This is a genomic window from Xanthomonas cucurbitae (assembly GCF_002939885.1).
Classification (GTDB): domain Bacteria; phylum Pseudomonadota; class Gammaproteobacteria; order Xanthomonadales; family Xanthomonadaceae; genus Xanthomonas; species Xanthomonas cucurbitae.
On sequence record NZ_MDED01000003.1, the window covers coordinates 174393 to 187072 of the forward strand.

Below are 12680 nucleotides of genomic sequence, written 5' to 3' on the forward strand. Positions count from 1 at the left end.
CATTGATCCGACTGCTTGAACGATGGCGTGCCTGCGCGCGTAAGCACGACACCATCACGCCGTAAGCCACTTTTCACCCCGGAGGCGACCGTGCTTTCCATCCCGAACACCTTCACGCCCGAGCGGCGCGAGCTGTTCTTCCAGGTGCTGGAGGACACGTGCTCGCCCAAGCAGGCCGCCGCCGCGGCGGGCATCAGCAGGCAGACGGCCTTCTACCACAAGGCCAACGACATCGAGTTCCGCACCCGGTGGGAGAAGGCGGTCGAGGTCGCCCTGGACGCGCTGCTCGACGAGGCCTACAGGCGCGCGGCGATCGGCTACGACGAGCCAGTCATCCACCAGGGACGACTCGCCACCACCGCAGACCCGGCGACCGGCGAGGAGCGGCCGCTGACGGTGCGCAAGCACAGCGACAGGCTCCTGGAGGTCCTCCTGAAGTTCCGCTACGGCGAGCAGATGGCCGACAGGCTGCGCGTCAGGGTCGAGGACACGGGCCTCTCGGCCGACGCCCTGCTGGCGATGCCCGCCGACGAGCGCGCCCAGCTCGTGGCGCTGCTCTCCAAGTACAACGCGGCGCGGCCGCACGACGAGGAGCACGACGATGAGTGACAGGCTGAGCGTCGCCGAGGCCCTGGCCAAGGCGGAGCAGATCGAGGTCATGCTGGGCGCGATCGAGGGCACGGCGCCCGAGGCGGTCGAAGCGATGGGCGGGCGCGACGCCCTGGCACGCCGCAGCGAGATGACCTGCCTCGGCCCCGTGCCGCGCCTGGACGCGGACGAGTGGGAGCGCATGTCGCTGGAGTACGAGGCGCGGCGCGAGCATGGCAGCGTCAACCGGGGGCACTAACGGGCACGCGGTCGCCGTGGAGGTGGACGGGGTGCGATACCCCTCCGCGAGGTCGGCGGCCCAGGCGCTCGGCATCGGGTACAGCACGGTCACCGCCCGCGCGCACGACCCCAGGCACCCGAGCTACCGCTGGCTCGGCGCCACGCCCGGCCGGCGGGAGCTGACGCCCGAGGACAGGCGCATCGCAAGGCCCCTCACCGAGCCCGAGCGGTGGCCGAACGACGGCGGCGCGCGACGCGCCCCCGTGATGGACCCCAACTACGACCCGCCCAGGGTCGTGCGCCGGGTCGGCTGGCTCCGCTGCATGTGCTGCGGGCGGTCCCACTTCTCCGAGGACGTGGCCCGCGCCCGCATGTGCCAGGAGTGCGGCGGCGTCGGCGGCATGCCGACTGGGCCGCGTCCCGACTGGGACGCCTGACATTCCATCGGCGGGCGGCGCGACGACAAGCCCATGATCCGCAAGCCGCAGTGACGGCGGCAGATCCGAGGGAAACACGCCTGGAGAACGATGGCGTCCGCGGCCAGCGCACCCCGACACATTGAACGCATCCGGTCAGCGCATTGGCGCGCAGACCACCCCACGGCTGGGGATGCGCTCGTGACAGGCGACCGGAGGACCACAACCCACCGGAGCACACGAGCAATGAAGATCGAACTCAGCGACACCCCCCTCCTCAACACCCAGCAGATCGGCGATCTCGCCTCGACCCTGGACCTGCTGCACAAGCGCACCCTCGCCGCGATCGAGCGGCTGAACAAGGACATCGCGGCCCGCAAGCAGCAGATCGCCGCGCGCTGGAAGAATGCCCCCGGCATCGGCATGGCCGACGTGGCGCGCTTCGCCGAGCACGAGACCCTCGCCAGCGTCCGCGAGATCAAAGACAACTCCAAGGCCGAGCTGGACAAGATCATGAAGGAGGCCGGCGCGCCGCACGCGCAGCTGGTCGGCCAGCGCCAGTTCTACGACTCCCCGGCCAAGGTCCTGGCCCGCGCGGCCCTGGGCGACCCCAAGCGCACCGAGTACCTCCAGCAGCTCCAGCACGCCGGCCCAGCCGAGCTCGGCCACATGGCCCAGGTCGCCGTCGGCACCCGGAACGTCGCCCTGGCCTCGGCCGTGCTGTCCCTGATCGACCGCCTGCCCACCAAGGACCGCCCGGTCGGCCCGGTCGAGCTGGCGACCGCGATGAGGCAGGACGACTTCCTGAAGGTGCAGGAGTACATCAAGTTGGGCGACGCGCGCCTCCAGGGCATCCTGGTCGCCATCCGCGCCTGGAACGCCGGCCGCTCGAACCCGCTCGGCTCGGTGCAGCTCGCCATGCGCGAGCGGGACATCGACCACGACCTGATCGGGGGCGACGGCGATGACTGACCGACGCGCCCACTACCCGCCGTGCCACCCGGCGATGCTGGCACTCGCCGCCCTGGTCGCGGCGATCCAGCACAGGTGCGACCCGTTCCCCGAGCTTGAGGCCGCCGCGGCCCGCAACGGCGTGGCCGTCGGCTCCGAGGAGTTCGACGAGGCAGCGGCGCTGGCCGGGCAGCCCTACTGCCGCGCGCTGGACCTGTACGTGGACCGCGAGACCAAGCGCAGGGCTGACGCCCTCGGGCCGGGGATGGCGCACCTGGCCTTCCTCCCGGCCTGACCCGAGCAAACCCGGCCGGGTTGGTTAGGTGCGCAGAGGGCAACGGGTGGCCCGGCCGTGTTTCGGAGGGGATGTCTTCACGGCATCCCCTTCTTTTTCATGCACTTGGGATCCCCCACCCGCCGACGGGCAATTAGAACCCTGAATTTTGGACCTACCCCGGCTCCCGTATCTCACCCGGCGCGACACGATGCCCCTACAACCCAACCGTAGGAGAGCACCATGAAGCTGGAAGATATGCCGACCAAGGAACTGCTGGCCCTGCACAACCGCATCGCCGACAAGCCCGCCGGCCCGAAGACGTTCGCGACTCGGGCCAAGATCGTCGCGCGGATCGAGCAGATCGCGGCAGCCAAGGACATCGACCTGGCCGCGTCCGGGCAGCCGAAGAAGCCCAAGGCGGCCGCTAAGCGCGCAGAGCCGAAGGCCGAGGTCGTCGAGGCGCCCGAGGCCACCGAGAGGAAGCCGCGCGGCCTCGGTGTCGGAGCGCTCGCCCGCGCGATCCTGATGGACCCTGCCGGCTACCCGCACGCCCTCATCGCGGCGATGGTCAATGCACAGGTCGAGGGCGCGGCCGCGACGGACAAGAGCGTCCGCTGGTATGCGAACGACATGCGCAAGAAGGGCGTCGAGGTGCCGCCCCGCCAGAAGCACCACCCTGCCGAGATGGACGAGGAGCAGTCGGCGGCTGCGCTGCGCACCGTGACCGTTGTCAGCGAGGGGGGCGAGTGAAGTCAGTCCTCGCCGCTCACCAACCCCGCAAAGCGGGCAGCCCCGAGGATGTGCGCCTGCGTCGCGTCCTTGACGCGCGCCTTCATCATCGCCGAATCGACAAAGGCCCACACCTCGTCGGCGGACACTTCGGGCGGGGCGAGTCCCGCGCACATCGCGAAGAACTGCTCGACGTCCACGAAGGACACCCGGACTCTCTGGTCATCCGCAATCTTGATGACGAGGTCTTGGCTGCGAAAAGCCCCTTGCGACCTTGGTCCACACACGAAGTAAAACGCACCAAGCCCAGCATGCGCCACTTTGAGTGCCGCATGGCCGACGTCGTTGGGACTGAACTCCTTATCCTTGACCTCTGCCGCATAGGTCACCACCTCATCGGAAAGGACATCGACGTCGAGCACCTCGTTAGACGAGGAGCCGGCCTGATTCACGGGGTGGACCTTGATCTCGAACTCCCGGCCAGTTCCGCGACCCAGCAGGAAGAACGCGAGGCCGGTCACGATCGCGCACGACTCGCCCTCACAGGACTGCGCGACCGCGGCGCTCACGAACTTTGTCAGGACCTTGTGGAGCGTGGCGTCGCCGTCGAGTTCGGCGGCCTCTCCGACCAGCGACTCGCGCTGCATCGTGTAATAGATCGCGTCGATCAGCGCGTGCTCGGCGTCGGCCGCGTCTCGCAGGTTGCCGAGAATGTCGATGCACTTCCCGAGGATGCTGCGGTCGTACCCGCGCCGCACGGCGTTCTCGGCGGTGAGAGCGGTGTATCGCGCGGGCTTGTTCAGGTACGGCTCGTTGGAACGGCCGAGCTTGCCCGCAAGCTGGTTCGGGTCGCGGTCAAAATCCACCACGACCTTGTGACAAAGGGAGCGGGAGTCGAACGCGCCATTCAGGTCGGCGCCTGCTTGCAGCGCAAGCCCGTTGGCGCGGCCATTGGTCGCCTTCGCGAGCAGGTTGGTGAGCAGGATGTAGCGATAGGTGAGGTGGCGCCCGAGCATGACGTCCGAGATGGCATCGCTCTTCACGTGTTGCGGCTGAAAACCGTCAGCCTTCGCGGCCGAAAGTGCGCTCTTCAGCTTCTCGCGGGCAGCCGCGTGGTCAATAATGGCCTGCGTCAAGTTGAGATTCCCCCTAGTCTAGGGAATCGGACGTTGCCCGATGACGCGAGGCAAGTCAAGATGAATAGCGGATGCCGATCCGTCCCAATGGTTTTGAGAGGTTATCGATGAAGGCTGTATCCCTTTTCACAGGCGCCGGTGGCATGGACGTCGGGTTCCGCAACGCGGGGTTCGAGGTCGCCTGGGCCAATGACTTCGACAAGGATGCCTGCGAGACCTACCGCCTCAACCACGGTGACCACATCCACCATGGCAGCATCGATGACCTGATGCCCGAGCTAAAGGCTCTGGGGCGCGACGGGGACGTCGCCTGTCTGTTCGGCGGCCCTCCGTGTCAGGGCTTCTCCGTGGCCGGCAAGATGGATGCCCACGATCCGCGCAGCAAGCTTGTCTGGTCTTACATGGAGGCGGTCAAGCTGATTCGACCCGCCGCCTTTGTCATGGAGAACGTCAAGTCACTAGCCACGCTTGAGAAGTTCAGCGCGGTACGAGAGGGTCTCTTCAAGGAGGCAAACAAGCTGGGCTACAACGTGGAGCTGGTGGTCCTCAACTCCAAGGACTTCGGCATCCCACAGGGCCGCGAGCGCATGTTTCTAGTCGGCTTCCGTGACAGGCCCAATCGCTTCCGCGACTTGATCGACGATCACAGACGCTCGGCTCCGAAGCTCCGCGATGTTCTGCTAGGAGTAGGCAAGATCGGCTCACCCACTAACAACCGGATATGCCGCGCGAAGGTCACCGCCGCCGCGAGTCCCGTGATGCGCCGCTCACCGTATGCAGGGATGCTGTTCAACGGGCAGGGGCGGCCGCTTAACCTCGACGGGCACGCGTCCACCCTGCCCGCGAGCATGGGCGGCAACAGAACCCCCATCATCGACGACGCAGCGCTCTACGGCAACGAGACGCCGTGGGTCGAGGATTACCACGCCCACCTGATGGATGGCGGCGACCCGATCGACTGGCAGACGGTGCCCGAGCGACTGCGCCGCCTCACCGTGGATGAGGCTATCGCGATCCAGACCTTCCCGCGGGACTACAGGTTCGCCGGCCCGCAGAGTTCGGTGTTCAAGCAGATCGGGAACGCGGTGCCATGCCTGCTCGCCGAAGCAGTGGCCTCAGTGGTGTTCGAGCTGCTATCCGAAAGCCCCAGCGCGACGAAGAAGCGGCGACGAACGTCCGACGAATTGGAGCTGGAAATCGCTTGAAGAGAGGCCGCCGACGAGGCGGCCTTTTCATTTCTGCGGGACTAACCGCGCGCGATGATGCGCCGTCCATAAACGAATTGACGCCTGCAAACAGGGTCTCCACTTGCTCTGCTCCAGCTTAGTCGCAGGGCTGTGAAAGCGAGAGTGGCAGCCAACCCGGCTGCCCTTCAACGACTACAAGCAAGCTCTAGCCCAAGCATCAGCGATGTTGTCCCGCCCCTCAAGGATCACGCTCTTGCCGCCCGAAACGAAGCGCCGAAAGCCGGTGTACCCGCCGAGCTCGTTCTTGCCGTTGACCCGGCCGCAGACGACAACACCGAACTCCTCGGTGTAGTTGGCGCGCACCTCCTTGAACTGTGCGGCGTCCGGGTCCTTCAGCTCGGCCCTCACAGCGCGCTCGGCCGCCACGATCATCTCAGCGCCGAACCACTTCTCGTGCTGCGCTTTCTTCTCCGCTACCGTCAGCGGGCGCTCCGGCTCTGGCTTCGACACTTCTGCCTGCTGGGCTTGCTTCTGCGGCGCTTCGGCCACTACGGCAGGCGTGGAGGCATCTGCAGGCTCGCTGCGCGGCACCAGCCCTGACCCGATCCAGGCCAGGACAACAAGGACGACTAGTAGAACCCCTACGCGCTTCATGTGCTTCCCTTCGGCTTTGATGAATAGTCCATTTTGGACTATTCCAATCCGAACTTTAGCGTGTGATGACCATCAAGTCATCGCACGATGCCTCAATCGACGCACAACTCCGACTACCAGCTTCTGCTAGCCGTTCTCAAAGCGGCTCGTAAGCGTGCGGGAGTGTCGCAGGTCGATTTGGCTAGCCGCTTGGGCAACACACAGACTTTCGTCTCGAAGTGCGAGCGCGGTGAGCGTCGCATTGACGCCGTGGAGCTGGTCGAGTTCGCCGAAGCACTGGGAATTGCACCGCAAAACCTACTTGCCGAGTATCTAGAACAGCGCGGCGGCTCGTCTTCAGCGAAGGCGCGCAAAGGCAAGAAGTCGCACGGGAACTGAGCATTCGTGCTCAAACCGTGTTCGTGCGCATCCCTGAAAAGCATTTAGGCCGCCCGAAGGCAGCCTAAGTGCTTGATGTACATGGTGCCGGAAACAGGAGTCGAACCTGCGACCTACGCATTACGAATGCGCCGCTCTACCAACTGAGCTATTCCGGCGAGCCGCCAATTGTAGGAGCGTGGACAGCGTGCGGTCAATCTCCAGCAACTGGCGCGCCGGCTGGCGGCACATACCTGCCCCGCTCAGCTGACCAGGCGCAGCCGCAGCTCCTTGGGCAATGCGAATACCATCGATTCCGGCTCGCCCTGCAGTTCGGAGACGCCCGCCGCGCCGAGCTCGCGCAGCCGCGCCAGCACGCCATCGACCAGCACCTGTGGCGCCGAGGCGCCGGCGGTCAGGCCAATGTGCTGCTTGCCGACGATCCAGGCCGGATCGATCTCGCTGGCGTTGTCGATCAGGTACGACTCCACCCCGTCGCGCCGGGCCAGCTCGCTCAGGCGATTGGAATTGGAGCTGTTGGGCGAGCCCACCACCAGCACCAGATCGCACTGCCGCGCCAGGTCGCGCACCGCATCCTGGCGGTTCTGGGTGGCATAGCAGATGTCGTCGTGCCGCGGCCCCTGCATGGCCGGATAGCGCGCACGCAACGCCTCGATGATGCCCATGGTGTCGTCCACCGACAGCGTGGTCTGGGTGGTGTAGGCAAGATTGTCCGGCTGGTCGATCTGCAGCGTGGCGACCTGCTCGATGTCTTCCACCAGATAGATCTTGCCGGCGCCGCGTTCGCGGCTCCACTGCCCCATCGTGCCTTCCACTTCCGGATGCCCGGCGTGGCCGATCAGCACCACGTCGCGGCCGGCCCGGCAATGCCGCGCCACCTCGAAATGCACCTTGGTGACCAGCGGGCAGGTGGCGTCGAACACCTTCAGCCCACGCCGCTCGGCCTCCTGGCGCACCGCCTGCGAGACGCCGTGCGCGCTGAAGATCACCGTGGCCGCATCTGGTACTTCGTCCAGTTCCTCGACGAAGATCGCGCCGCGTTCCTTGAGATCGTCAACTACAAAACGGTTGTGCACCACTTCGTGCCGTACGTAGATCGGCGCGCCCAGCGTCTCGATCGCACGCTTGACGATCTCGATCGCGCGATCGACACCGGCACAGAAACCGCGGGGATTGGCGAGCAGGACGTCCATGACGGGCATTCTACGGCAATGGGGAAGTGGGATCGGCTGGAATGATAGAAGCCGGCAACCGGCTTCAGCCTCGATTCCCGATTCCCGGTTCCCGATTCCCGTGCTTGTCGAACAGACCGAACACGGCGATTCCGATGGCGCCCCCCACGATCGCCGAATCGGCGATGTTGAAGGACGGCCAGGTGTGGCTGCCGATGTACCACTGGATGAAATCGACCACGTGGCCGTGCATCAGCCGGTCGATCACGTTACCGATCGCCCCGCCGATCACCAGCGCGTACGGCAGTGCGCTGCGCCAATCCGCGCGCGCGGTGCGCGACAGCCAGAAGGCAAGCAGGCCGCTGATGCCCACCGCCAGCGCGGTGAAGAACCACAGCTGCCAGCCGCCGGCATCGCTCAGAAAACTGAAGGCCGCACCGGTGTTGTAGGTGCGGTACCAGTTCCAAAAACCCTCGATGACCGGCACCGGCGTGTACTCAGGCAGGCTGGACAGCACCCAGGCCTTGCTCCATTGGTCCAGCCCGATCACCACGGCCGACAGCAACAGCCAGATCAATGCGGAGGGTTTAGGTCTTGCGGTCATGAAATCACCTTAGGTGGTGCGACTCCCGGGGTCGGGAGACGCTGGCCGACGGGCACATCGGCAGGCAGCGCCGGATGCGCCAAGTACGGCCCTCATCCGGCGCTGCGCGCCACCTTCTCCCGCTTGCGGGAGAAGGAGTATTGGAACCGACTCCCGCTTGCGGGAGAAGGAGTATTGGAACGGACTCCCGCTTGCGGGAGAAGGAGTATTGGAACCGACTCCCGCAATCAATCCATCAGAACCAACGACGGTTCTCGCCGGGGCCTTCAATGTTGCTGACGCAGCGGCTGCACAGCTCCGGATGCCGCAGGTCGCTGCCCACGCTGGCCTGGTGGTGCCAGCAGCGCACGCACTTGGACTTGGTGGTCGGCTGTGCACTGACGAAGATGTCGTCGGTGCTGGCCGCAGTCACGGTCACATCGCCACTGATGAACAGGAAGCGCAATTCCTGGCTCAGCGGCTGCCAGCGCGCGGCGGTCTGCGCATCGGCGGCCACGGTGATCTCCGCTTCCAGTGCCGCGCCGATGGCGCCATTGGCACGCATCGGCTCCAGCACCTTGGCCACCTGCTCGCGCAGGGCCAGCAGCTTGTCGAAGTCCGCACTGGTCAAGGCGGCATCGGCCGGCAACGGCGCCAGGCCGTCGTACCAGGTGGCAAACAGCACGTTGCCGGCATGCTCGCCCGGCAGATAGGCCCATAGCTCGTCGGCGGTGAAGCTCAGCACCGGCGCAACCCAGCGCACAAACGCCTCGGCCACGTGATACATCGCGCTCTGCGCCGAACGCCGTCCGCGCGAATCCTCGGCCATCGTGTACAGACGGTCCTTGGTGACGTCCAGGTACAGCGAGCCCAGGTCCACGCTGCAGAAGTTCAGCAGTGCCTGCACGATCTCGGCGAAGTCGTAGCGCGCGTAGGCGGCCACGATCTTTTCCTGCAGTTCGTATGCGCGATGCACGATCCAGCGGTCCAGCAGCACCATGTCCTCCAGCGCCACCAGGTGCTGGCGTGGATCGAAGCCATGCAGGTTGCCGAGCAAAAACCGCGCGGTATTGCGCAGACGACGATACGCATCGGCATTGCGCTTGAGGATTTCCTGCGACAGCGACATCTCGTTGCTGTAGTCGGCCGAAGCGATCCACAGGCGCAGGATGTCCGCGCCCAGGGTCTTCATGATGTCCTGCGGCTCGATCCCGTTGCCCAACGACTTGGACATCTTGCGGCCGTGCTCGTCTACGGTGAAGCCGTGGGTCAGGCACTGCTTGTACGGTGCCGCCTTGTCCATCGCCACGCCGGTCAACAGCGAGGACTGGAACCAGCCGCGATGCTGGTCCGAGCCTTCCAGGTAGAGGTCGGCCGGCTTGGGCAGGCCGCGGTCCACCAGCACTGCCTCGTGGGTGACGCCGGAATCGAACCACACATCCAAGATGTCGGTGATCTTGTCGTAGTCGGCGGCCTCCTCGCCCAGCAGCTCGGCCGCGTCCAGCGTGTACCACACGTCCACACCGCCCTGCTCCACCCGGTCAGCCACCTGGCGCAGTAGTTCGGTGCTGCGCGGATGCGGCTCGCCGGTTTCGCGGTGCACGAACAGCGCGATCGGCACGCCCCAGGTGCGCTGGCGCGAAATGGTCCAGTCCGGGCGGCCCTCGACCATCCCGGCGATGCGCGCCTGGCCCCAGGACGGATACCAGGTCACGCCTTCGATGGCCTTGAGCGCATCGGCACGCAAACCGGCCTTTTCCATCGAGAAAAACCACTGCGGCGTGGCGCGGAAGGCGATCGGCGTCTTGTGGCGCCAGCAGTGCGGGTAGCTGTGCTCCATCTTGCTCGCCGCCAGCACCACACCGGTGTCGCGCAAGGCCTCGATGATGATCTCGTTGGCCTTCCAGATATGCAGCCCGGCCAGCACGGTGTCGCCCAGCGGCGGGGTCGACGGCAGGTACACGCCGCGCCCGTCCACCGGGTTGATCTGCGCGGCGCCATAGCGCTCCAGCAGGCCGTACTGCTTGGACACCTGGTAGTCCTCCTGGCCATGGCCAGGCGCGGTGTGCACGGCACCGGTGCCGTCCTCGGCCGACACGTGGTCGCCCAGCAGCAGCGGGATCTCGCGCTCGGCATAGAACGGGTGCGCCAGCAGCAGTTGCTCCAGCGCCGCACCCTTGGCATGGCCATGCACCACGACCTCGTCCACGCCGTAGCGGGCCAGCGCCTTGGCCGCCAGCGCCTCGGCCACCACCAGCCAGCGCGGCTGGCCGCGATCGACCGGGCCTTGAACCAGCACATAATCCAGCTCCGCACCCAGACTCACCGCCAGCGAGGCCGGCAGCGTCCAGGGCGTGGTGGTCCAGATCGGCACCGCCACACCCACGCCGGCCGGCAAGCGCGCGCCGAAGGCAGCAGCCATAGCCGCCGGATCACGCGCCGGATAGGCGATATCCACCGTCGGCGACACCTTGTCGGCATATTCGATCTCGGCCTCGGCCAGCGCCGAACCGCAGTCGAAGCACCAGTGCACCGGCTTCACGCCACGGGTGAGGTGGCCGTTGTCGACGATCTTCGCCAGCGCACGGATCTCGTTGGCTTCGAAGTGGAAATCCAGCGTCTTGTACGGGTTGTCCCAATCGCCGATCACACCCAATCGCTTGAAGTCGCGGCGCTGCAGATCGATCTGCTCGGTCGCGTATTCGCGGCACTTCTGCCGGAACTGCGCAGCATCGAGCTTGACGCCGACCTTGCCGTACTTCTTTTCGATCGCGATCTCGATCGGCAGGCCATGGCAATCCCAGCCCGGGATAAACGGCGCATCGAAGCCAGCCAGATACTTGGACTTGACGATGATGTCCTTGAGGATCTTGTTGACCGCATGGCCGAGGTGGATCTGGCCGTTGGCATACGGCGGGCCATCGTGCAGCACGAACAGCGGGCGCCCGGCCGCGTTGGCGCGCAGCTGCGCATACAGCCCCTCGCGCTCCCAGCGGTCCAGCATCGCCGGCTCGCGCTTGGGCAGGTCGCCGCGCATCGGAAATTCCGTCGCAGGCAGATGGAGAGTGGCTTTGTAGTCTTGGGTCACAGGAATCTACCGTTACGCTGCGTTGTCTGGAGTGTCGGCACGTGTGCGTGCAGACGCTTGTGGATGGCTCACGGGTGTTGCAGAAGGCGCATGCTCAAGCAACACGGCACGCGCCTGTTCGGCATCGCGATGCATCTGCACGGTCAGCGCCTCCAGGCCATCGAACTTTTCCTCGTCGCGCAGCTTGGCGACGAATTCGACCTCCAGATGCCGGCCATACAGATCGCCCTGAAAATCGAACAGATGCGCCTCCAGCAGCGGCTCCACGCCAGCCACGGTCGGCCGCGTGCCGAAGCTGGACACCGATGGCCATGGCTGCGCGGCCACGCCATGCACCCAGGTTGCATAGATGCCCGACAGCGCCGGCGTGCGCGAAAACCGCAGATTCGCAGTGGGATACCCCAGCGTGCGCCCCAGCTGTTTGCCGCGCACCACCCGTCCTCCGATGGCATACGGGCGGCCGAGCAGATCGGCGGCATGCGCAAACTCGCCTGTCACCAGCAGCTCGCGGATGCGCGTGGCGGAAATGCGCTCGCCATGCAGATGCACCGGCGCGATCTCCCCGGCCGCAAATCCGTGCTGTTCGCCCAGGGTGCGCAGCAAGGCGATGTCGCCGCCGCGGCGATGGCCAAAACGGAACTCCGGGCCAATCCATACCTCGCGGGCGCAGAGCCGGCCAACCAGCGCCAGGCGCACGAAATCCTCGGCACTCATCGCCGACAGGTGGCCATCGAAGCGGATCAGGCCCACGCTGTCGGCGCCGAAGCCGAGCAAGCCTTCGATCTTGGCGCGTGCCAGGGTCAGCCGCGGCGGCGGAGCGGCCGGGGCGAAGAACTCGCGCGGCAATGGCTCGAAACTCAACGCCACCGCCGGCACGCCCAGCGCGCGCGCGCGGTCAACTGCGTGTTGCACCAATGCCCGATGCCCCAGGTGCAGGCCATCGAAGGCGCCGATGCAGACCACGCTTCCGTGCGGGAACAGCGTCCCGCCCTCGACGTCTCTAAACAGCCTGCTCATTCCTCGATCCAAACAGATGCCGGCCTGTGGCCGACCCTCGTTGATGCATAACGCGTAAGTATAGCCGTGCCTGTCAACCCGCATGGCCCGCACCGAGCACGCCAGCGCTTACCGGCACGACGCCGAGCCGGCCCTCAGCAGGCACCGCGCAGGCAGGCGTCGGCTGGCAACCGACCGTCGGCCGTCACCGTCGGCACGCACTACAGTGGACTTTCCACGCCTGCACGGTCCTTGCCGACTCCAGATCCAGGCAGCATTCGCCCA

At 66.1% G+C, this 12680-nt stretch carries 13 protein-coding genes and 1 tRNA gene; 7 read left to right on the forward strand and 7 right to left on the reverse strand.

The window, feature by feature from the left end; all coding sequences use genetic code 11:
• The first annotated feature begins 90 nt into the window (after window positions 1–90).
• The 5 genes from XcuCFBP2542_RS03085 (at window position 91) to XcuCFBP2542_RS03110 (ending at window position 3222) form a co-directional block, all read left to right on the forward strand.
• Window positions 91–609, forward strand: coding sequence for a hypothetical protein (locus XcuCFBP2542_RS03085; RefSeq protein ID WP_104602153.1), 519 nt, complete (start codon window positions 91–93; stop codon window positions 607–609).
• A complete protein-coding gene (locus XcuCFBP2542_RS03090; protein ID WP_104602154.1) occupies window positions 602–847 on the forward strand; it encodes a hypothetical protein in 246 nt (81 codons plus the stop codon). The genes XcuCFBP2542_RS03085 and XcuCFBP2542_RS03090 overlap by 8 nt, the downstream gene beginning before the upstream one ends.
• 643 nt (window positions 848–1490) lie before the next feature.
• Window positions 1491–2216, forward strand: a complete 726-nt coding sequence (locus tag XcuCFBP2542_RS03100; protein ID WP_104602156.1) for a hypothetical protein — start codon at window positions 1491–1493, stop codon at window positions 2214–2216.
• A 34-nt stretch (window positions 2217–2250) separates the two neighbouring features.
• Complete coding sequence (locus XcuCFBP2542_RS03105) at window positions 2251–2490, forward strand: hypothetical protein (protein WP_104602224.1); 240 nt, start codon at window positions 2251–2253, stop codon at window positions 2488–2490.
• A 222-nt stretch (window positions 2491–2712) separates the two neighbouring features.
• Window positions 2713–3222 (forward strand): hypothetical protein, encoded by a 510-nt coding sequence (locus tag XcuCFBP2542_RS03110; RefSeq protein ID WP_104602157.1) that lies wholly within the window; start codon window positions 2713–2715, stop codon window positions 3220–3222.
• A 2-nt stretch (window positions 3223–3224) separates the two neighbouring features.
• Here XcuCFBP2542_RS03110 and XcuCFBP2542_RS03115 read toward each other — a convergent pair whose 3' ends face one another.
• A complete protein-coding gene (locus tag XcuCFBP2542_RS03115; RefSeq protein ID WP_104602158.1) occupies window positions 3225–4337 on the reverse strand; it encodes a restriction endonuclease, SacI family in 1113 nt (370 codons plus the stop codon).
• A 107-nt stretch (window positions 4338–4444) separates the two neighbouring features.
• On the opposite strand from XcuCFBP2542_RS03115, the gene XcuCFBP2542_RS03120 reads away from it, so the two are divergent.
• The gene (locus XcuCFBP2542_RS03120; RefSeq protein WP_211292968.1) at window positions 4445–5542 is read left to right on the forward strand and encodes a DNA cytosine methyltransferase; all 1098 of its coding nucleotides are present in this window, start codon (window positions 4445–4447) and stop codon (window positions 5540–5542) included.
• A 174-nt stretch (window positions 5543–5716) separates the two neighbouring features.
• Here XcuCFBP2542_RS03120 and XcuCFBP2542_RS03125 read toward each other — a convergent pair whose 3' ends face one another.
• Window positions 5717–6178: a hypothetical protein gene (locus XcuCFBP2542_RS03125; protein ID WP_104602160.1), complete on the reverse strand. Its 462-nt coding sequence runs from the start codon at window positions 6176–6178 to the stop codon at window positions 5717–5719.
• 87 nt (window positions 6179–6265) lie between these two features.
• Here XcuCFBP2542_RS03125 and XcuCFBP2542_RS03130 point away from each other — a divergent pair, with 87 nt between their 5' ends.
• On the forward strand, window positions 6266–6556 hold the full coding sequence (locus XcuCFBP2542_RS03130; protein WP_104602161.1) for a helix-turn-helix domain-containing protein: 291 nt from the start codon (window positions 6266–6268) through the stop codon (window positions 6554–6556).
• A gap of 82 nt (window positions 6557–6638) precedes the next feature.
• Here the strand turns inward: XcuCFBP2542_RS03130 and XcuCFBP2542_RS03135 are convergent.
• The 5 genes from XcuCFBP2542_RS03135 to XcuCFBP2542_RS03155 all read right to left on the reverse strand — a co-directional run bounded on the left by XcuCFBP2542_RS03135 (window position 6639) and on the right by XcuCFBP2542_RS03155 (window position 12416).
• A tRNA-Thr gene (locus XcuCFBP2542_RS03135) sits at window positions 6639–6714 on the reverse strand.
• 84 nt (window positions 6715–6798) lie between these two features.
• Window positions 6799–7749 carry a 4-hydroxy-3-methylbut-2-enyl diphosphate reductase gene (ispH, locus tag XcuCFBP2542_RS03140; protein WP_104602225.1) on the reverse strand — a complete coding sequence of 317 codons (951 nt, stop codon included), beginning with the start codon at window positions 7747–7749 and terminating at the stop codon, window positions 6799–6801.
• Window positions 7750–7813: 64 nt separating this feature from the next.
• Window positions 7814–8332, reverse strand: a complete 519-nt coding sequence (gene lspA / locus XcuCFBP2542_RS03145) for a signal peptidase II (RefSeq protein WP_104602162.1) — start codon at window positions 8330–8332, stop codon at window positions 7814–7816.
• A 235-nt stretch (window positions 8333–8567) separates the two neighbouring features.
• The gene (ileS, locus tag XcuCFBP2542_RS03150; RefSeq protein WP_104602163.1) at window positions 8568–11399 is read right to left on the reverse strand and encodes an isoleucine--tRNA ligase; all 2832 of its coding nucleotides are present in this window, start codon (window positions 11397–11399) and stop codon (window positions 8568–8570) included.
• 12 nt (window positions 11400–11411) lie between these two features.
• Window positions 11412–12416 (reverse strand): bifunctional riboflavin kinase/FAD synthetase, encoded by a 1005-nt coding sequence (locus XcuCFBP2542_RS03155; RefSeq protein WP_104602164.1) that lies wholly within the window; start codon window positions 12414–12416, stop codon window positions 11412–11414.
• Window positions 12417–12680 lie beyond the last annotated feature (264 nt).